At 66.8% G+C, this 19,084-nt stretch carries 17 protein-coding genes; 6 read left to right on the forward strand and 11 right to left on the reverse strand.

Annotated features, from left to right (window positions below):
- The first annotated feature begins 4 nt into the window (after positions 1 to 4).
- The 5 genes from GA645_RS15100 to GA645_RS28830 all read left to right on the forward strand — a co-directional run bounded on the left by GA645_RS15100 (position 5) and on the right by GA645_RS28830 (position 7,772).
- On the forward strand, positions 5 to 1,555 hold the full coding sequence (locus GA645_RS15100; RefSeq protein WP_152223828.1) for a TolC family protein: 1,551 nt from the start codon (positions 5 to 7) through the stop codon (positions 1,553 to 1,555).
- The gene (locus GA645_RS15105) at positions 1,536 to 2,315 is read left to right on the forward strand and encodes an efflux RND transporter periplasmic adaptor subunit (RefSeq protein ID WP_152223829.1); all 780 of its coding nucleotides are present in this window, start codon (positions 1,536 to 1,538) and stop codon (positions 2,313 to 2,315) included. Before GA645_RS15100 ends, GA645_RS15105 begins: the two co-directional genes overlap by 20 nt.
- Positions 2,308 to 3,648, forward strand: a complete 1,341-nt coding sequence (locus GA645_RS15110; protein ID WP_152223830.1) for an efflux RND transporter periplasmic adaptor subunit — start codon at positions 2,308 to 2,310, stop codon at positions 3,646 to 3,648. The genes GA645_RS15105 and GA645_RS15110 overlap by 8 nt, the downstream gene beginning before the upstream one ends.
- 5 nt (positions 3,649 to 3,653) lie before the next feature.
- A complete protein-coding gene (locus tag GA645_RS15115; RefSeq protein WP_152223831.1) occupies positions 3,654 to 5,753 on the forward strand; it encodes an HlyD family efflux transporter periplasmic adaptor subunit in 2,100 nt (699 codons plus the stop codon).
- A gap of 1,521 nt (positions 5,754 to 7,274) precedes the next feature.
- A complete protein-coding gene (locus GA645_RS28830; protein ID WP_178119552.1) occupies positions 7,275 to 7,772 on the forward strand; it encodes a BRO family protein in 498 nt (165 codons plus the stop codon).
- A gap of 198 nt (positions 7,773 to 7,970) precedes the next feature.
- On the opposite strand, the gene GA645_RS15125 is transcribed toward GA645_RS28830, so the two are convergent.
- The 3 genes from GA645_RS15125 to GA645_RS15135 form a co-directional block, all read right to left on the reverse strand.
- Positions 7,971 to 9,152: an acetyl-CoA C-acetyltransferase gene (locus tag GA645_RS15125; RefSeq protein ID WP_152223833.1), complete on the reverse strand. Its 1,182-nt coding sequence runs from the start codon at positions 9,150 to 9,152 to the stop codon at positions 7,971 to 7,973.
- 80 nt (positions 9,153 to 9,232) lie between these two features.
- Positions 9,233 to 9,889, reverse strand: coding sequence for a CoA transferase subunit B (locus GA645_RS15130; protein ID WP_152223834.1), 657 nt, complete (start codon positions 9,887 to 9,889; stop codon positions 9,233 to 9,235).
- A 26-nt stretch (positions 9,890 to 9,915) separates the two neighbouring features.
- Positions 9,916 to 10,614, reverse strand: a complete 699-nt coding sequence (locus GA645_RS15135; protein WP_152223835.1) for a CoA transferase subunit A — start codon at positions 10,612 to 10,614, stop codon at positions 9,916 to 9,918.
- 384 nt (positions 10,615 to 10,998) lie between these two features.
- Here GA645_RS15135 and GA645_RS15145 point away from each other — a divergent pair, with 384 nt between their 5' ends.
- Positions 10,999 to 11,901 (forward strand): LysR family transcriptional regulator, encoded by a 903-nt coding sequence (locus GA645_RS15145; protein WP_152223837.1) that lies wholly within the window; start codon positions 10,999 to 11,001, stop codon positions 11,899 to 11,901.
- 285 nt (positions 11,902 to 12,186) lie between these two features.
- Here GA645_RS15145 and GA645_RS15150 read toward each other — a convergent pair whose 3' ends face one another.
- The 8 genes from GA645_RS15150 to GA645_RS15185 all read right to left on the reverse strand — a co-directional run bounded on the left by GA645_RS15150 (position 12,187) and on the right by GA645_RS15185 (position 19,070).
- Positions 12,187 to 13,140 (reverse strand): PDR/VanB family oxidoreductase, encoded by a 954-nt coding sequence (locus tag GA645_RS15150; protein WP_152223838.1) that lies wholly within the window; start codon positions 13,138 to 13,140, stop codon positions 12,187 to 12,189.
- Positions 13,141 to 13,340: 200 nt separating this feature from the next.
- Positions 13,341 to 14,081: an SDR family NAD(P)-dependent oxidoreductase gene (locus GA645_RS15155; RefSeq protein ID WP_152223839.1), complete on the reverse strand. Its 741-nt coding sequence runs from the start codon at positions 14,079 to 14,081 to the stop codon at positions 13,341 to 13,343.
- 10 nt (positions 14,082 to 14,091) lie between these two features.
- Positions 14,092 to 14,592 (reverse strand): aromatic-ring-hydroxylating dioxygenase subunit beta, encoded by a 501-nt coding sequence (locus GA645_RS15160; protein ID WP_152223840.1) that lies wholly within the window; start codon positions 14,590 to 14,592, stop codon positions 14,092 to 14,094.
- A complete protein-coding gene (locus GA645_RS15165) occupies positions 14,589 to 15,857 on the reverse strand; it encodes a Rieske 2Fe-2S domain-containing protein (RefSeq protein WP_152223841.1) in 1,269 nt (422 codons plus the stop codon). The genes GA645_RS15160 and GA645_RS15165 overlap by 4 nt, the downstream gene beginning before the upstream one ends.
- Positions 15,858 to 15,867: 10 nt before the next feature.
- Positions 15,868 to 17,016, reverse strand: coding sequence for an amidase (locus GA645_RS15170; RefSeq protein WP_152223842.1), 1,149 nt, complete (start codon positions 17,014 to 17,016; stop codon positions 15,868 to 15,870).
- On the reverse strand, positions 17,013 to 17,513 hold the full coding sequence (locus GA645_RS15175) for a nuclear transport factor 2 family protein (protein ID WP_152223843.1): 501 nt from the start codon (positions 17,511 to 17,513) through the stop codon (positions 17,013 to 17,015). The genes GA645_RS15170 and GA645_RS15175 overlap by 4 nt, the downstream gene beginning before the upstream one ends.
- Before the next feature lie 3 nt (positions 17,514 to 17,516).
- Positions 17,517 to 17,888 carry a hypothetical protein gene (locus GA645_RS15180; protein ID WP_152223844.1) on the reverse strand — a complete coding sequence of 124 codons (372 nt, stop codon included), beginning with the start codon at positions 17,886 to 17,888 and terminating at the stop codon, positions 17,517 to 17,519.
- 30 nt (positions 17,889 to 17,918) lie between these two features.
- Positions 17,919 to 19,070: an acyl-CoA dehydrogenase family protein gene (locus tag GA645_RS15185; protein WP_152223845.1), complete on the reverse strand. Its 1,152-nt coding sequence runs from the start codon at positions 19,068 to 19,070 to the stop codon at positions 17,919 to 17,921.
- Positions 19,071 to 19,084: the final 14 nt, after the last annotated feature.

Below are 19,084 nucleotides of genomic sequence, written 5' to 3' on the forward strand. Positions count from 1 at the left end.
CAACATGCCCGCATACGCCCTGAAATGCCTGAGCGCCACGATCGCCAGTACCGTGCTGCTGGCCGCCTGCTCGCACTTCGAACCCAAGCCTTACACCCAGGACGAGATGCGCCAGCGGGTCATCGAGGACCAGGCGCGGATGTACAAGGAACAGGAGCCGGTGAGCGGGCCGATCACCTTCTACGAAGCCTCGGCGCGTGCGTTGAAATACAACCTCGACTACCGCCTCAAGCTGCTGGAAAGCGCGCTGGCGTCCGACCTGCGCGACGTCACCAGCCACGAAATGCTGCCGCGCCTGGTGGCGTCGGCCGGCTACGCAGGGCGCAACAACGACTCGGGCGGCACCTCCATCGGCATCGAGGACCGCCAGGTCAGCCTGCGGCCGTCCACCTCCGAGGAGCGCTACCGTACCCTCTACAGCCTCGGCCTGTCCTGGAGCCTGCTGGACTTCGGCGTCGCCTATTACCGCACCCAGCAGAAGAACGACCAGATGCTGATGGCCGAGGAACGCCGCGAGAAGGTCGCGCAGAACGTCCTGCAGGACGTGCGCAACGCCTACTGGCGCGCCCTCGGCGCCCAGCGCCTGCTGCCGGAAGTGGACGGCCTGCTGATGCGTACCCACCGCGCGCTGACCGCCGCCCGCGAAGCCGAGGGCAAGGGCCTGCTGCCGCGCCAGGACATCCTCGCCTACCAGCGTGCCCTGCTCGACTCGGTGTACATGCTCACCGTGCGCCGCCAGGACCTGGAGTTCGCCCGCGCCGAACTGGCCGCGCTGATGTCGCTGCCGCCGAACACCAAGATGGTGCTCGCCGACGCCAGCGAGCAACCGCTGCCGCTGGTGAACAACAACACCGACCAGCTGGAGCGCCTGTCCCTGGAGCACCGCCCGGAAATCATGGAAGAGTGGTACCGCAAACGCGTCGACATGAACGACCTGAAGATCGCCAAGGCACAACTGTGGCCGAACGTCAGCTTCAACTACGGCTACGAGTACGATTCCAACAAGTACCTCTACAACAACGACTGGAACCAGACCGGTGTGCAGGTATCGATGAACCTGCTGCGCCTGCTGCAGTACCCGGACATCCAGGCCGCCGAAGAGAGCCAGGAGAAGACCGACGACATGCGCCGCACCGCGCTGTCCATGGCCATCCTCACCCAGGTCCGCGTTGGCCTGCTGCGCTACCAGCTGGCGCGCCAGGAAGTGGAATTCGCCGATGAAAGCCTGCGGGTGGACAAGAGCCTGCTGGACTACGCCCAGTCCGCCCGTGGCGCCGCCCTGGGCAGCGAGCTGGAGCTGATTCGCGCCGAAGGCCGCTACCTGCTCTCGCGCTACCAGCGCGAAGCCGCCTACTCCGACGCCCAGGCCGCCTGGGGCCGGCTGTACAACTCAGTGGGCTTCGAGGTGATGCCCAAGGAAGTCCAGAGCCACGACGTGAAGACCCTCGCGCGGGAAATCCAGCGCACCCTCGAACAGCAGTCCAGCACCAACCTGCTCGCCAGCAGCCTGTCCAGTACTGAAGAAGGAAGCGCCAATGCCGCACGCGTGGAATAAGCCGTACCTGTTCCTCCCGCTCTGCCTGATGTTGCTGCACCCGGCATGGGCTGACGAGGCCACCGCCGCCCTGCCGACGCCCCCGGACAACGATCCGGGCGCGATCCGCGTGCTGCTGGTCTCCGACCTGGAAACCACCCTTTCCGCGCAGATGAACGGCACCCTCGGTGCGCTCAAGGCCAGCCTCGGCGAAAAAGTCGCCAAGGACGCCCAGCTCGCCCAGCTCAACTGCACGGAAGTCAACGCCCGCGCCAAGGTCGCCGCCGCCGAATTGAACATGGCCCGTGCCAACCTCGCGGCCAAGCGCAACCTGCGCAAGCTCGACGCCGTGGGCGACCTCGAAGTGGCCATGGCCAACACCGAGGTGGAAAAGGCCGACGGCGCCCTCACCCTGGCTCGCGCCCAGGCCGGCTACTGCCTGGTGGACGCGCCCTTCTCCGGGCGCATCGCCAAGGTCTACGTCAAGCCATATCAGACCGTCTCCGCCGGCACGCCGCTGTTCGACCTGGTCAGCGACGGCGCCCTGAAAGTCCGTCTCAACGTGCCCTCCTCGCTGCTGCCACGCCTGCAAGCGGGAATGCCGCTGCAGGTGGACATCCACGAAACCGGCCAGCACTACCCGGCCAGGATCAGCGCGATCAACGCGCGGGTCGACGCGGTGGCACAGACCGTGGAACTGGAGGCCAAGCTGGACGCCAGCTACCCCGAACTGATCGCCGGCATGAGCGGGGTCGCGCGCTTCCCCGAAAACCATGAGTGAGCTGCTGCCGCCCCCTCAGCTGCTGCTGAGCCTGGCCAACGTACGCGACAAGGCACTGGCGGCCGACTCGCTGAACGCCCTGGCCTTCAGCATCGCCAACGACCTGTTCCCGCTGCTGCGTTTCCACCAGGCGCTGGTGTTCGCCTGCCACGACGCGCGCAACGAGCTGCTGGCCGTCTCCGGGCTGGCCAGGCCCACGGAAGACTCGCCCTACCTGGTGTGGCTGGAACGCGCCAGCCGCTGGGTCGCCACGCAACTGCCCGACGCCTCGCCCACCTGGCTCGCCCGCGAGGCCCTCGATCCGCCGGCGGACATCGCCGAAGGCTGGGCCGAATGGTGGCCCGCCGGACTCTGGTGCGTGCCGCTGCACGACCGCGCCGGCCAGCGCCAGGGCTTGGTGCTGCTCCTCCTCGACGAAGCCCCGGCGCGAAACCTGCAACCGCTGCTGCAAGGTATCTGGCAGACCTGGGCCCACGCCTGGGCCGCCTTCGGCCCGCGTCCGCGCCTGCGCTTCTGGCGACCGAGCAAGCGCCAGCTGCTGATCGGCGTAATCGCCCTCGCCGCGCTGCTGCTGATCCCGGTACGGCAGACCGTCCTGGCGCCGGCCGAGGTCGTCTCGCGCAACGCCCAGGTGATCAGCTCACCCATCGACGGGGTGATCGCGCAGATGCTGGTGCGGCCCAACCAGAGCGTGGAAATCGGCACGCCACTGTTCGTGCTCGACGAAACCACCCTGCGCAGCCGCGCCGAGGTGCTGGCCAAGGAAGTCGCGGTGGCCGACGCCGAACTCCTGGCCGCCAGCCAGCGCGCCTTCGACAACCCGCAGAGCAAGAGCGAACTCTCGGTACTCGACGGTCGCGCCCGCCAGCGCCGCGCCGAACTGGCCGCCGTGCAGGCGCAACTGGCGCGCACCCGGGTGCTCTCACCGCGCGCCGGGGTCGCCGTGTACAGCGACCCCAACGACTGGCTGGGCAAGCCAGTGGTGACTGGCGAACGCATCCTCCAGGTGGCCGACCCGAGCGAGCCGGGCATGCGTATCCAGTTGCCGGTGGCCGACGCCATCGCGCTGGAGCCGGGGGCGAAAGTGGCGCTGTTCCTGACGGCCTACCCGCTCGACCCGCTGCACGGGGAAATCCTCGACACCAGCTACCAGGCCAAGCCCAGCGACGAAGGTGTGGCCTCCTACCGCCTGCTGGCCAGCGTGGAAAACGCTCCGCCCCACGCCCGCCTCGGCCTGCACGGCACCGCCAAGCTCTATGGCGAGCGCGTGGTGCTCGGCTACTACCTGCTGCGCCGCCCGCTGGCCTCGCTGCGCGCCTGGACCGGCTGGTGACGGGGATGGACGTCGCCGTCGAAGACCTGCCCACCCCACCGCTGCGCGACGACCTGCGCCTGTCCGAAGCCGCGCCCGGCCCGGATGGTGAGCCGGTGTGGGTGATCCAGGACAGCGTGCTCAACCGCTTCTACCGCATCGGCTGGCTGGAGTTCGAATGCCTGCTGCGCTGGGAGCAGACGCCCCGGCAGATCAGCGAGCAGATCGCCGAGCAGACCGCGCTCAAGCCCGACGCCGAGCAGGTCCTGGGCTTCCGCCAGTTCCTCGAACACCACCAGTTGCTGCGCTCGGGCCCTGAAGCCCTGGCGCGCCTGCAGGCGCGCAGCGAAGGCAAGCAGTGGACCACCTGGAACTGGTGGCTGCACCACTACCTGTTCTTCCGCATCCCGCTGATCCGCCCGCAGCGCTTCCTGCGCGCCATTGCCGGCAGCCTGGACTGGCTGTTCAACCGCTACGTGGCGATGCTGGTGCTGCTGCTCAGCCTGGCCGGCATCGTGCTGGTGACCCACCAGTGGGATACCTTCACCCACGACGTGGTGGAGTCGTTCTCCTTCGAAGGCCTGCTCAGCTTCGCCGCCGCCCTGGCAGTGGCCAAGACGCTCCACGAGCTGGGCCACGCGTTGGTGGCGACGCGGCTGGGGCTTAAGGTCGCGCACATGGGCGTAGCCTTCGTGGTGATGTGGCCGATGCTCTACACCGACACCGGGGAAAGCTGGAAGCTGCGCAGCAACCGCCAGCGCCTGGCGATCGCCAGTGCCGGGATCATCACCGAGCTGGGCCTGGCCGGGCTCTCGACGCTGGGCTGGGCACTGGCCGATCCGGGGCCCTTCCGCAACGGCTTGCTGTATCTGGCCACCACCAGTTGGGCGCTGTCCGTGGCGCTGAACAGCAGCCCGTTCATGCGCTTCGACGGCTACTTCATCTTCTCCGACCTGCTCGACTTCCCCAACCTGCACGAACGCGCTGGCGCCCTGGCCCGCACCACGCTGCGGCGCAACCTGCTGGGGCTCGACGAGCCCTGGCCGGAGCACTTTCCCACCGGCAAGCGCCGCCTGCTGGTGGCCTTCGCCTTTGGCACCTGGGTGTACCGCCTGCTGCTGTTCCTCGGCATCGCCGTGGCGGTCTATTTCTTCTTCTTCAAACTGCTGGGGATCTTCCTGTTCGCCGTGGAAATCAGCTGGTTCATCGTTCAGCCCGTGTGGCGCGAACTCAAGGTCTGGTGGGGGCGCCGCGCGGAAGTGAAGCCGCGGCGCAAGCTGGTATTTCTCGCGGTATTCGGGGCACTGCTGCTCCTGCTCGCCATCCCCTGGCGCACCCAGGTGCACGCCATGGGCGTGGCCCGCGCGGCGCAACAGCTGCACGTCTACGCGCCCTTCCCCGCGCTGCTGCGCGACGTGCGCGCCGGTGGCGAAGTGGCCAAGGGCGAGACCCTGGCGGTGATGGAGGAACCCGACATCGCCGCCAAGGTGCGCGGCAGCGAGGCCAGCATCCGTGGCTACGAAGGCCGCCTGGCCGGCATGCTCGCCGACCCGTCGGGCCTCTCCGAGGAGGCCGTCACCCGCCAGCGCCTGGGCGTGGAATACCAGCAGGCCCGCGCGGCCCGCAACGAGATGGCCCGCCTCACCCTGCAAGCGCCCTTCGCCGGCCGCTGGATGGACGTGAGCCCGGAATGGAAAGCCGGCCAGTGGATCAACACCCGCGAGCCGATTGGCGTGCTGGTCGATCCGAGTTCCTGGCTGGTGGATGCCTACGTCAAGCAGGAGGAAGTGCAGCGCCTCACCGATGGCGGCCGCGTGCGCTTCTATCCCGAGGGCGTGCCCAGTCCCATCGCGGGCCAGGTGGTGCTGATCGGCACCACCCGCGTCAGCCAGCTGGAGCAGCCGATGCTCGCCTCGCGCTACGGCGGCCCGCTGAACGTCAACGCCCAGGGCGAGGCATTGGTGCCCAACCCGGCGCTGTTCCATGTGCTGGTGAAGCTCGATGCGCCACCGCCGAACCTGCATGAGACCCGTGGTCACCTGCAGATTGATGGGGCACGGCGCAGCTGGTTGGGTGAAGGGCTTACCCGCCTGCTGGCGGTGGCGTTGCGGGAGAGTGGGTTCTAGGTCGGATTTTCGCGGGATCGCACCGCTGCCCCTGTAGGAGCGAACTTGCTCGCGACCCGCCCTGCCGGCTGATCGCGGACGGAGTCCGCTTCTACGCTGACGATGAACTCCCGTAGGAGCGGACTTTGTCAGCGATGCTCTTGTAGGGCGGATAACGCCTCTGCCGTTATCCGCCGTTTGGGGTTTGGGTGTTCCAACGCCGCTTCGGCGTGCTCGGATGTTTCTTGTTTCGCCCCCTCGGGCGAGTCACTTTGCCAAACGACGGATGGCCGCCCCACGCAAAGTAACCAAAAGTCTCGTCCCGACATCCGGGTCTTCGCTTCGCTCAGACTTCCCTCCTTCCGGTATCGCTCCGAGGGTCGGCGTACAAGGGCCATCCCTGGCCCTTTAGCGGGGACGCCTAGTCCTCTCGCGGCATCCATGCCGCTCGCCCCTCTGCGCAATACCTCCACTCGGCCTCCTGACGGGACTCTGCGCGCGCCGGAGGCTTTGGCTGCTTCATGCTGGATGGCTCTTCGTAGGATGGCGTAGAGCGAAGCGAAACCCATCAAGGCGGATAACGCTACGCGTTATTCGCCCTACGGGTGTTCATCCTGCGACGTGGGTGCAAGGGTGAGCCTTCGCGGACAAAGGCTAGGCGCCCCCGTCTCTCCTACGAAAAGCGGTTTCCAGAGAAACCTCCGCACACGCCGGAGCGCCCCTTCAGTAGGCCGAGTGGAATCGGAGTTTCAGGGGTTGAGCGACATGGATGTCGCGAGAGCGTCGTTGGGCCAGGGATGGCCCGTCGACGCGTGCCCCTGAAACTTCGATGGAGCGAGGGAAACGGAGCGCAGCGTAGTAACAGCCGAAGGCTGGCCCGCAGGGTGAGCGAAGCGAATCAGTCCCGCGAAGTGGGACCCGGATGCAGGGGCAAGACCTTTGCCTACTTTGGGTGGGGCGGCCATCCGTCGTTTGCCAAAGTGGGTCGCCCGAGGGGGCGAAACAAGAAATCCCAGCAGACACCTGAGCGGCGCAGGAACACCTAAACCAGAAGCATCGCGGACTCCGTCCGCTCCTACAGGAGTCGTGCACCAGCACTCGAGTTGCCGCAATTCTTAGGATGGGTGGAGCGAAGCGATACCCATGCTGTCGGTGCACGATGTTGATGGGTTTCGCTTCGCTCTACGCCATCCTACAAGGGCACAAAAGACTGTTGCTCCTACAGGTTTCCCAGGTTGCCCATCGGACCATGCCCCGCTAGAGTGCGCCGGTCGCGGTCAATCCCGCGACTCGGGTTTGGCGACCCGACTCACAAGGCGCGGTAATTGCGCTGTAAGGACTATTGGCGTCTACCAGCGCCGATACGTCTACGGCTGGACGCTGCACTTTCAGGTGCCACGTCCCGCCCTCTATGGCAGACCGCGTGGGGAGACCCTCGGGTCTGCCGGGTCCTTGTGCCGGTTCGCCAACCCCGCGCGATCTGCCACCCTATGTTTGGCGACATGGGTGACAGCTCTAAACCTTCACACAAGGAGCCTCACCATGGGCGACGGTTTCTTCCCTTCAGTTTTCACCCGCCACAAACGCCCCTTACGCGCCACGCTGATCGACGACCAGGCCTGGTTCGTCCTCTCCGACTTCGCCCGCCTCATGGGTCAATTCAACGAACAACGCTTCCGCCGCCGCCTCGACGAAGACCAGTGGCGCGAGTCCTTCATCCGCACCCGCTCCGGCACCGACATCCCGGTCGAGCTGATCAGCGAATGTGCCGTCTACGCCCTGCTGATCTACTACCCCCACCCGGAGCATCGCGCTATCCGCAACTGGATCAGCCGCACCGTCGTACCCGCCCTGCGCAGCGAGTTCGACCGCCAGGTCGAATCGCCCAAGCACACCCAGTTGCACTGGGAGGCCCGGCCAATCGGCGTACTGGAATGGCAGAACACTCTCTGGCTCAACGTCGACGAACTGCCGCGCTGGATCGCATCCAGCCGGCCTCGTCCGCTGCAACGCCTGCTGTCACGCCTGGGCGTGCGCTAGAAAACAATCGCCCATAAAAAAGCCCGGCCTGCGTGGGGCCGGGCTGTGACGCAAGGACCTTGGCGGATGCCAGGGGGCATCGCCTGGCCCCTTCAGCTGTGATGCCGTCTGTCGGTGTCGCCACCTCCCATCACGCTGACCGGGCCGGTCGGGGAACCAGGCCCGGAACTCGCCAATAACCTGTTGCTCGATCGGTCGTCAGTCGCGCACCAGCGCCAGGGCAACGCCCTGGCCGCCGCCGATGCAGAGGGTCGCCAGACCTTTCTTGGCATCGCGGCGCAGCATTTCGTGGAGCAGGGTCACCAGCACGCGGCAGCCCGACGCACCGATGGGGTGACCCAGGGCGACGGCGCCGCCGTTGACGTTGACCTTCTCGGCATTCCAGCCCAGTTCCTTGCCGACCGACAGGGCCTGGGCGGCGAAGGCTTCGTTGGCTTCGATCAGCTCGACCTCGTCCAGCGACCAGCCAGCCTTTACCAGGCAGCGGCGGGTAGCGGTGACCGGGGCGATGCCCATGATCGACGGGTCGACACCGCTGCTGGCGTAGGCCTGGATGCGCGCCAGGACCGGCAGGCCCAGTTCACGAGCCTTGTCGGCGCTCATCAGCAGCACGGCGGCGGCGCCGTCGTTGAGGGTGGAGGCGTTGCCGGCAGTAACGGTGCCGTCCTTCTTGAAGGCCGGCTTGAGCTTGGCCAGGGACTCGGCGGTGGTGCCGGCGCGCGGCTGCTCGTCGGTGTCGAAGGACAGCGGATCGCCCTTGCGCTGGGGAATCAGCACGGGGGTGATCTCATCCTTGAAGCGGCCGGCTTCGATGGCCGCAGCGGCTTTCAGCTGGGACTGCGCGGAGAAGGCGTCCTGCGCCTCGCGGCTGATGCCGAACTTCTCCGCCAGGTTCTCGGCGGTGATGCCCATGTGGTAGTCGTTGAAGGCGTCGATCAGGCCGTCGCGCAGCAGGGTGTCCTGCAGCTCGGCGTGGCCCATGCGCAGGCCGGTACGGGCCTTGGGCAGTACGTAGGGCGCGAGGCTCATGCTTTCCTGGCCGCCGGCGATCACTGCCGATGCGTCGCCGCAACGGATGGCCTGGACGCCGAGGAACAGCGATTTCAGACCCGAGCCGCAGAGCTTGTTGATGGTCATCGACGGCACTTCCACCGGCAGGCCGGCGCAAATGGCGGCCTGGCGCGCGGGGTTCTGCCCAGTGCCGGCGGTGAGCACCTGGCCGAGGATGACTTCGTCGATCTGCTCGGGCTTCACGCCGCTTCGTTCGAGCAGCGAGCGGATGACCAGGCTGCCCAGCTCATGGGCGGGGATGTTCGCCAGGCTGCCCTGGAAGGCGCCGATGGCGGTACGGGTGGCGGCAACAATCACTACGTCTTGCATCTGGATACTCCGAAGCAGGCTTTTCCTGTAGGAGCGCGCCATGCGCGCGATCGCGGGCATGGCGCGCTCCTACAAGGAGATCAGAAGGTCATTTCCTTGACATCGTCCGGAACGATCAGGCGGCCGGCGGTTTTCTCGGCGATCTCGGCGATGCTCACGCCCGGCGCGGTCTCGCGCAGGATGAAGGCGCCGTCCTCGATCTCAAGGTAGGCCAGGTCGGTCAGCACTTTGCGGATACAGCCGGCGCCCGTCAACGGCAGCGAGCAACGCTCAAGCAGCTTGGACTCGCCGTCCTTGGAGGCGTGGGTCATGGTGACGATGATGTTGTCCGCGCCAGCCACCAGGTCCATGGCGCCGCCCATGCCTTTCACCAGCTTGCCGGGGATCATCCAGGAGGCGATGTTGCCCTGCACGTCCACTTCGAAGGCACCGAGCACGGTGAGGTCGACGTGGCCGCCACGGATCATCGCGAAGGATTCGGCGGAGGAGAAGATCGAGGCGCCCTTGATGGCGGTGACGGTCTGCTTGCCGGCATTGATCATGTCGGCGTCGACTTCGTCTTCGGTGGGGAACGCGCCCATGCCGAGCAGGCCGTTCTCCGATTGCAGCATCACTTCCATGCCCTCGGGCACGTAGTTCGCGACCAGGGTCGGGATGCCGATGCCCAGGTTCACGTAGAAGCCGTCCTGCAGCTCGCGCGCCACGCGCTGAGCCATTTGTTCGCGGGTCAGTGCCATGTTCTTGTCTCTCTTGTCCGGTGGGCTCAGGAACGCACGGTGCGTTTTTCGATACGCTTTTCGAAGGTTCCCTGGATGATGCGGTCGACGTAGATGCCGGGGGTGTGGATCTGGGTGGGGTCCAGTTCGCCCGGTTCGACGATCTCCTCCACCTCGACCACGGTGATGCGGCCCGCGGTGGCGACCACCGGATTGAAGTTCTGCGCGGTGTGGCGGTAGATGACGTTGCCGTAGTGGTCGGCCTTCCAGCCCTTGACGATGGCGAAGTCGCCGGTAATGGCGCGTTCCATCACGTAGTGGCGGCCTTCGAACTCGCGCACTTCCTTACCGTCGGCGACCGGGGTGCCGTAGCCGGTGGCGGTGAAGAAGGCCGGGATGCCGGCGCCGCCGGCGCGGAGTTTTTCCGCCAGGGTGCCCTGCGGGGTCAGTTCGACCTCCAGTTCACCGGACAGCAGCTGCTGCTCGAACAAGGCGTTCTCGCCGACGTAGGAGGCAATCATCTTGCGGATCTGCCGGTCTTCCAGCAGCACGCCCAGGCCGAAGCCGTCGATGCCGCAGTTGTTGGAGACCACCGTCAGACCCTTCACGCCCATCCTGCGGATCTGCGCGATGAGGTTTTCCGGGATGCCGCAGATGCCGAAGCCACCGGCCACCACCGTCATGTCGTCGGTGAGCCCGGCCAGGGCTTCCTCGTAACTGCCTACACGCTTGTCGAGTCCTGCCATGTTACTGCTGCCTCTTGTATTTGTAGGGCCTGCTCCCGCTTTGGCGTGAGCCGCGTTGCCGCGACAAATGTCGCCAGGCTAGACGCGGGACGCAGGCAATGGTGGTCCCTTGGCAAGTCCCGCAACGACGCATGGCGACATTTGCCGCGCAACCCGAAGGGACGGGCCATTTTTTGCGCGGTACTGCCGGTTCGAAGCTGCCTGGAATCACCAGCACTCTCTCCTCGCGCCCTGCCCCGCGCAGAAAATGGTTCGTCGCGGCCGCGACGAAGCGGGAGAAGGCCCTAGGTCCGACCAGCTGGTCAGAGAGCGATTGCAGCTTCACCGCTCCCAACTGATTTGTTAAGTTTGTTTTTCCAATCGATTGATCCGGTTTACTTATCAATGACAGTCAAGCAATTGCGCGCCTTCCTCGCCGTCGCCCAGACCCTGAGCTTTGCCCAGGCCTGTGAGCGCCTGCACCTGTCGCAGCCGGCGCTGAGCCTGGCGATCAAGAGCCTGGAGGAATCCCTTGGCGGCCAGCTGCTGGTGCGTACCACCCGCAGCGTGGCGCTGACGCCCGAGGGCGAAACATTGCTGCCCCTGGCCCGCAGCCTGCTGGCGGACTGGGACAACGCCGAAGAGCTGATGCGCCAGCACTTCACCCTGCAACTGGGCAAGGTCTCCATCGCCTCCATGCCCTCCTTCGCCGGCAACCTGCTGCCCGCCGTGCTGCGCACCTTCCGCGACCGCTATCCGAAGGTGAACGTGGCGGTGCACGACGTGATCAACGAGCAGGTGCTGGAGATGGTGCGCAACCGCCGCGTGGAACTGGGCATCGCCCTGGAGCCGGACAGCTTCGACGGCCTGGTGTTCACGCCCTTCTACACCGACCGCTTCGTCGCCGTGGTGCCGGCGGATTCGCCGCTGGCGCAGTGCAGCCAGGTCACCTGGGATCAGTTGCTGGAAGACAACTTCATCACCCTGCAGCGCCCGTCCGCCGTGCGTCTTCTGCTGGAGGACCGCCTGGCGGCGCGACACGGCCGGTTGCCGGTGGCGTTCGAGAGTCACCAGTTGGTGACGGTCGGGCGGATGGTGGCCGAGGGTTTGGGTGTCAGCGCCGTGCCTCGGCTGTGCCGTCAGCAGATGGAAGAACTGGGCGCGCGTTGCGTGGCGCTGCATGAACCGCGGATCGAGCGGCGTATCGGGCTGTTCTGCCTGGCGGAGCACAAGCTCTCCAGCGCGGCGCAGGCACTGAGCGACGTGCTGGTGCGGGGGACGGATTGGGCGGGGATGGAGCGGGAGTGAAGTGTCGGTCCTGGCTTTCCGCCGGCGCCACGTAGGATGGTGTGGAGCGAAGCGATACCCATCACGGCGGATAACGCTGCGCCTTTTTCCCTACGAAGAGCACGCCCTACGAAAGCAAGAGCATCGCGGACGGAGCCCGCTCCTACGTAGGCGCGATACGCCGGTATCTCCGTTGGAATGAAGCCATCCGCGATGGATTTCGCGGATAAGATCCGCTCCTACGAGAGCCGTGCCGCGATCAGATGTATCGGCGTACAGCCGCGAACGGTTGTGCGCCCTACGCAGTTACAGATCCAGCACCAACCGCGCACTCTTCGCCCGCGAAACACAGGCGCAAATCTGCTTGTTGGCCGCCTTCTCCTTGTTCGACAGGCAGTTGTCGCGATGCTCAGGCTCGCCGTCGAGCACCTCAACGATGCAGGTCCCGCAGATACCCTCGCGGCATTCTGTGTCGATGTCACAGCCATGGGCCTGCAGCACGTCGACCAGGCTGGAATCCGCCGGCACCTGCAGCACCACGCCGGAGCTGGCCAGTTCCACCTCGAACGAGCCGGCCGGCGCGGAACTCACCGCCGGATCGGCCTGGAAGTGCTCCAGGTGGATGTTGTCTTCAGGGCGTGTACGCGCAGCGACTTCCACCACCTTGTTCATGAACGGCGCCGGGCCGCAGGTGTAGACGTGCGCAGCCGTGCCGGCGCGTTCCACGCAGGCGGACAGCTCGCCATCCAGGTCCACCGGCTCGACGCCATAGTGGAACTCCACCTTGCCGGCGAAGGCCTCGCTCTCCAGCAGGCGGGCGAAGGCCGCGTGCTTCGGTGAGCGGGCGAAATAGTGCAGGCGGTACGGCTGGCCGCTGGCGTTGAGCTTGTAGGCCATGGAGAGCAGCGGCGTGACGCCAATCCCGGCGGCAAACAGCACGTGCTCGCTCGCCTCGGGGGCAATGCGGAACAGGTTGCGCGGCGCGCCCATCTCCAGCTCCATGCCCTCGCTCACCTGCTCGTGCAGGGCGCTGGAGCCGCCACGCGAGGCAACCTCCTTCTTCACCGCCACCAGGTAGGCGACGCGGTCGTCCGGCGGGCTGCACAGCGAATACTGGCGGGTTACCCCGGTGGGGCCGGTGACGTCGACATGGGCGCCCGGCTCGTAGACGTCGAACGGCTGGCCGTCACTGCGCACGAGGCGGAAGGAACGGATATCCAGGGCTTCATCGACGATGCTTTCGATTCTTACCTTCATCATTGCATCACCTTCAAACAGGCTTTTTTGGATCACACGTGCGACGTTCGGGATTTATTGGATCACTCGCAGAGCTCGCCCTTCGGGCCGCACTGAAGTGCGTTCAGCGCAAGCGCTGTCCCGCGTTCGCGGGAAAGACGGTGTAACGCGATACCGCCTCACTTCCGTCATCCCCGCGAACGCGGGGATCCAGAAAACAGCGCTCAGCGCATGAACAACCCGCCATTGATGTCCCAGCAGGCCCCGGTCACCGAAGCCGCGTTGTCGGAAACCAGCAGCAGCACCGTATCGGCGATGTACTCGGGCGAGCCGAGGCTGCCCACCGGGATCATCTGCAGGATCTGCTCCAGCCGCTCCGGTGCCACGGTCTCGCGCACCACCGGCAGGTCCAGCGGGCCCGGGGAGATGCTGTTGACCGTCACCCCGCGCCCGGCCAGCTCGCGGGCGAAGACCTTGGTCAGGGTCGACACGCCGCCCTTGGCCGCTGCGTAATGCGCGCCGGTGGCGGTGCCGCCGTTCTGCCCGGCCAGCGAGGCGATGTTGACGATGCGGCCGAAGCCGCGCTCGGCGAAGTGCGCGCCGAACACCTGGGAGGCGACGAAGGTGCCGCGCAGGTTGACCGCCATCGAGGCGTCGAACTCTTCCGGGGAGATCTCCATCAGCGGCGCGACCTTCGACACCCCGGCGTTGTTCACCAGGATGTCGCAGCCGCCCCAGCGCTCCGCGAGCAGGTCGCGGGCACGCTGGAAGTCGGCCTTCTCACGCACGTCCAGCTCGACGGCCAGGGCCGTTGCGCCGGACGGATCGAGCAGGTCGGCGTTGCGCTGCACGGCGTCGAGCCGCACATCGGCCAGCGCCACGCGGTAACCGGCGGCGTGCAGGCGGCGGGCGATGCACTCGCCCAACCCACGGGATGCGCCGGTAATCAGTGCAACTCGGGACATGCGTCTCTCCTTACAGCAGGAAGCCGAGTGCGCCGAGCGCATCGGTGGAGTTGATCAGGCGCACCACCTTCTGCTCCAGGCGGGCGACGCCGTTGCTGAAGCGGATACGGTGGGTCAGGTCGGCCACGAACGGGGTGTGCACGCCGCGCTTGTAGGCGTAGAGGATCTGCGCGGAGTTCACTTCCACCACGTCGCCGGCCGCCTCCACCAGGCGGAAGCGCGAGACGCCGCGCACGGTCTTCGCCGCATCCACCGCCGAGGGCGAATGGCCGGATGTCAGGCGCTCGATGCGCAGGCCGCGCATGCGGGCGTCGTCGTAGGCGTAGTTGAGGCTGGCGGCGAAGTCGGTGGTGTCCGGGTCGATCGGCACCACGTAGATGCCCTCCTCGCTCCACAGCGACGCCCACTCGGCGTAGGCCTTGCGGTCCAGCAGCTCGGCCTCGCGCCAGATGAATTCGATGGCCTGGGCCAGCGGGCCGGACAGACCGTTCAGGGTGTCGAGAGTGCTCATTGGCTCATCATCCTTTTCCACATCTGGTACGCCTCGCGCATGCCGCCTTCGTCGGTGGCGTGGGAGACCTTGTCGCCGTTCTCGGCAATCACTTCGCGGTTCAAGCCGCGGTTGACCAGGATCGGTGCATCCGGGCCGGCCTGTGCGCCGCGCTGCACACGGTCCCAGGCTTCGGCGTCATCCGGGCTGCCGAAGCCGAACGGGCCCTGGAAGTGCTCGTGGATGCGCATCCGCTCGCGGTTTGCGATTTCCGGACCGCCGTCCATGCCCAGGGCCACGTGGCGGATTTCCGTCTCGGTGACCGAGATCGGCCGCAGCACGCGGAAGAACGACATCGACATGGCGACGTTGGGGAACAGGTTGAGGTTGAAGCCGGCGCCGTGCAGCGAACGCACGATGCGGCGCACCTGCTCGGGCGACAGGGTCTTCGACAGTTCCTCGGTGACGTGGGCGAAGCGCTCCTGCAGCTGCTCGATGCCGTCGTCGTGGTCGAGGTCGACGTGCTCGGGCACCATCACCATCACGCTGTGGCCATTACCCAGGGCGTGGGTCACCGCCTGCTCGTCGCTCATGAACGAGAGCATCTCTTCGGTCTCTTCATCCACCGAGGACATGAACGACTTGTGCACGATGGGGAAGTGGTAGCCATCGGTGGTGTTTTCCAGCTGGATCTTCCAGTTGCCCTTGAAGGTGAACTTGTGTTCGCCCTGGGTCTTGATCGGGTAGCCAGCGCCCTGCTTCATGAACAGGTCCATCCAGTGCTTGGCGCCGCCGAGGAAGTCTTCCAGCGGCTCGATCTCGTCGTTGTAGGTGGCGAACACCATGCCGGCGTAGCTCTCCACCCGCAGGCTGGTCAGCGGCAGCTCGGACTTGTCGAGGATGTCCTCGTAGCCGTCCGGGTACGGCAGCGCACGCAGCTTACCGTCCAGCGCGTAGGACCAGCTGTGGTACGGGCAGGTGAAGCCGGTGGCATTGCCCTTGTGCTTCTCGCACACGGTGGCGCCCCGGTGGCGGCAGCGGTTCTCCAGGACGTTGATGTTGCCCTTCTTGTCGCGCACCACGATCACCGGGCGGCGACCGACGCTGGTTGTCTTGAAGTCGCCAGCGTTGCGCACTTCACTTTCGTGGGCGACCCACACCCAGGTGCGGTAGAAGATCTTGTCCATCTCGACCTCGAACAGTGCCGGGTCGGTGTACAGCGAAACATCGACGCGGTCGCCCTGGACCAGTTCGTCGGTGCTGCGCGTCTTGGCGATAAGGTTCATGCGCTTCTCCTCAAGCCGTTTTCTTGTTGGCCGGCCGCTCGGCGGCCAGTGCTTGTTCCAGTTGCGCGCCAAAGGCGCAGATACGCTCGTCGGCGCCCTTGCGGCCGACGATCTGCAGGCCGATCTTCAGCCCGCCGCTTTCCAGTTCCACCGGCACCGTCAGCGCCGGATGGCCGCTGAGGTTGAAGGGGCGTACCAGGGAGGTCAGGCCGGCGATCATCCGTCCGCCGGCGCGGGCTTCGCGCAGCAGCGGCGGCAGGCCCGGCAGGGTCGGCAGCAGCAGCACGTCGTAGTCCTCCAGGGCCGAATCCACCGCCTGGCTGAAGCGCTGGCGCACGGTTTCCGCTTCGGCCAGCGCCAGCGCATCGGTGAGGCTGGCGGCCAGCAGGCGCTGTTCGATGTCGGCCCCCAGCAGGCCCTTGCCGGTCAGGCTGCCGAGGGCCGCCCAGTTTTCGTGATTGATGACGCTCAGACCAGCGCCGAAGGCTTCGTCGAAGCCCTCCAGGCGCAGGCTGTCGCGACGCCAGCCGGCGCGGTCGGCGGCAACGCCGATGCGCGACAGCAGGTTCGGTTCGGCAGCCACCTCCAGCAGCGCCACGCGGGCGCCGGCCTCGGGGGCGACGATGGCGCCGAAATCCGGGCAGATCACCTGCATCGCCGCGATCAGCTGCTCCATGCTCGCGGCGAACGGGCCGACGCAGTCGAGGCTGCTGGCGGCGGGATGCACGCCGGTGCGGCTGACGCGGCCATAGGTCGGTTTCAGACCGGCGACGCCGCAGCAGGCCGCCGGTACGCGCACCGAGCCACCGGTGTCGGTGCCCAGGGCGATATCGGCCAGGCCTGCGGCGACGGCGACCGCCGACCCGCTGGACGAGCCGCCCGGCACGCGTTCCGGCGCCTGCGGGTTGCCCGGCGTGCCGGTCCAGTCGTTGATGCCGGTGACGCCGAAGGCCAGCTCGTGCAGGTTGGTCTTGCCGACGATGCGCCAACCGGCGTTCAGCACGGCGTCGACCACCTCGGCGTTGCGCTCGGCCGGCGCGGCATCCGCCAGCGCGCGGCTGCCGCAGCGGGTCGGCAGGCCGGCGATATCAATGGTGTCCTTGACCGCGACGCGCAAACCGTCGCCGCCAAGCTGGAATTCACTGACGAACACACTCATGCGGATTGCTCCTCGGAAGGCGCGCCAAGCGGCTGCTGATACAGGCGCTGAGTGCGGAAATGGCTGATCAGCCAGGCGCCGTCGATACAGCGAAAATCGATGTCCAACCGTGTACCGAACAGCTCGCTATGGCCGCCCTGGTAAGTGGAAATCTGCTGCATCAGCCACTGCCCCCGCGCGCCCTCGCCTTCCACGCGAATCGATTCGCTGGTGAGGAAGTGCAGGTTCAGCGCGAAGTGCGGCGACGGCGGCAGGTAGGCGGCGACGAAGGCCGCCACATCCGCGCGGCCCTGGTGACTGCCGAAGGTCTGTGCGGTCTCGCGGCCTACACCTTCCCAGACGGCATCCTCGCTGAACAGCGCGGCCAACTCGGCCTCGCTGGCGCGGGGGCTGCGCGGCACGTCGCAGAGGTCCATGTAGCGCGCCATCAGGCGGCGTACCTGGCTCTCGGCTTCAAGCACGTCCAGGCGGCGTTGCAGGTTCGCCAGATCGCTCATGGCTCAGGTCCGCGCGGCTTCGGGAATGGTCAGCGGACGGCCGATGCGGGCTTCGACCTTGGCGTACTTCCACAGGCTGTATTCGTTCACCGGGGTGGTGCGGAACAGGTTGCAGGCGTCGATCACGGTCTGGTGACAGTCGACGTCGGCCATGATGTAGACGGTCCACGGCGAGGTGGTGGAGGCGCCGACCATCAGGCGATCGTCATCCAGCGCGCCTAGGACGGTCACGCCGGGCAGCGCGCCGAGCGAGCCCATCATCTGGCTGAAGCCCTTCCACACGGCGAGGCCTTCGCCGGTGGGCAGGTCGAAGAAGTTCTGCGTGATGCCGATGCAGAACAGTACGCGCAAGGGTTCCTGGGTGGTTTGGGTCATGCTGAAAATCCTTGATCTTGTAGTAGGCGATTACAGGTAACCGGGGATCGGCGGCACGCCGAGGAACACCGCGCCGGCGCCGTCGTACATGCCGTCGCTGAGGAAGGCGTGCTGGGTGACCACCATGGAGTCGCGCAGGTAGCGCTGCAGCGGGTTGCCGAGGTAGATCGCCGAGGTGCCGGCCAGGCCGTAGGCGCGCTGCACGGCGGCGGCACCGGCGCGGGACACGTGCACGGCGGCCAGGCGCAGCAGGCTGACCTGCTCGGGGGTGACCGGGTTGCCGGCGAGGATCGATGCCCAGACTTCCTCGGTGGCGTCGTAGAAGAAACTGCGGGCACCGCGCAGGTCGGCTTCCGCCTTGCCCACTTCGATGCGCACGTAGGCGCGGTCGGCCAGTTTCGGCGCGCCGGTGATGCCACCGCCGGAGGCCATGCGGGTCACTTCGTCGAGCGCGGCGCGACCCAGGCCGAGGTTGACCACGGCGAGTACCTGGGCGGCGTAGGCAATGGTCGGGTAGCGGTAGAGCGGCTCGTCGATGGTCGCTTCGCCGCCACGGATGAAGGTCCAGCGGTCCTCGACGAAGGCTCCGTCGAGACGCAGGTCATGGCTGCCGGTGCCCTTGAGGCCGACCACATCCCAGTTCTCGACGATTTCCACCTGGCTGGCCGGCAGCAGCGCGGTACGCGGGCGCCCGCCAGGGCCGGCGGCGCCGATACCGACACCGAGCACGTCGGCGCCCTTGCAACCGCTGGCGAATTTCCAGGTGCCGGTGACCTTCCAGCCGCCTTCCACCTGCTCGGCCGGTTGCAGCGGGAACAGGCCGCCGGCGAACACCAGGTCCGGGCCCTTGGCGTACAGCACGGCCTGGCTTTCCTTGGGCAGTGCTGCGAGGTAGGTGCTGGCGCTGCCGAAGCTGGCGACCCAGCCGGCGGAGCCATCCGCTTCCGAGATGCGCTCGATCAGGCGCAGGAAATCGGTCGGCGGCATGGCGGAACCACCGAAACATCTCGGGGTGGCGGCGCGATAGATGCCGACCTCCTTGAAGCGCTCGATCATGTCGCGCGGAACGTGGCTGCGCAGGTCGAATTCCTGGCGGCGCTGACGCACCTCGTCGAGGACCTGCTCGAAGTCCGCGACGGCTTCGCGGGGCGCTTCTTGTGCGGCGACGGCTGGGCTCAGCATGGGCGTCATCTCCG

The sequence above is a fragment of the Pseudomonas sp. SCB32 genome, assembly GCF_009189165.1.
Taxonomy (GTDB): Bacteria; Pseudomonadota; Gammaproteobacteria; order Pseudomonadales; family Pseudomonadaceae; genus Pseudomonas.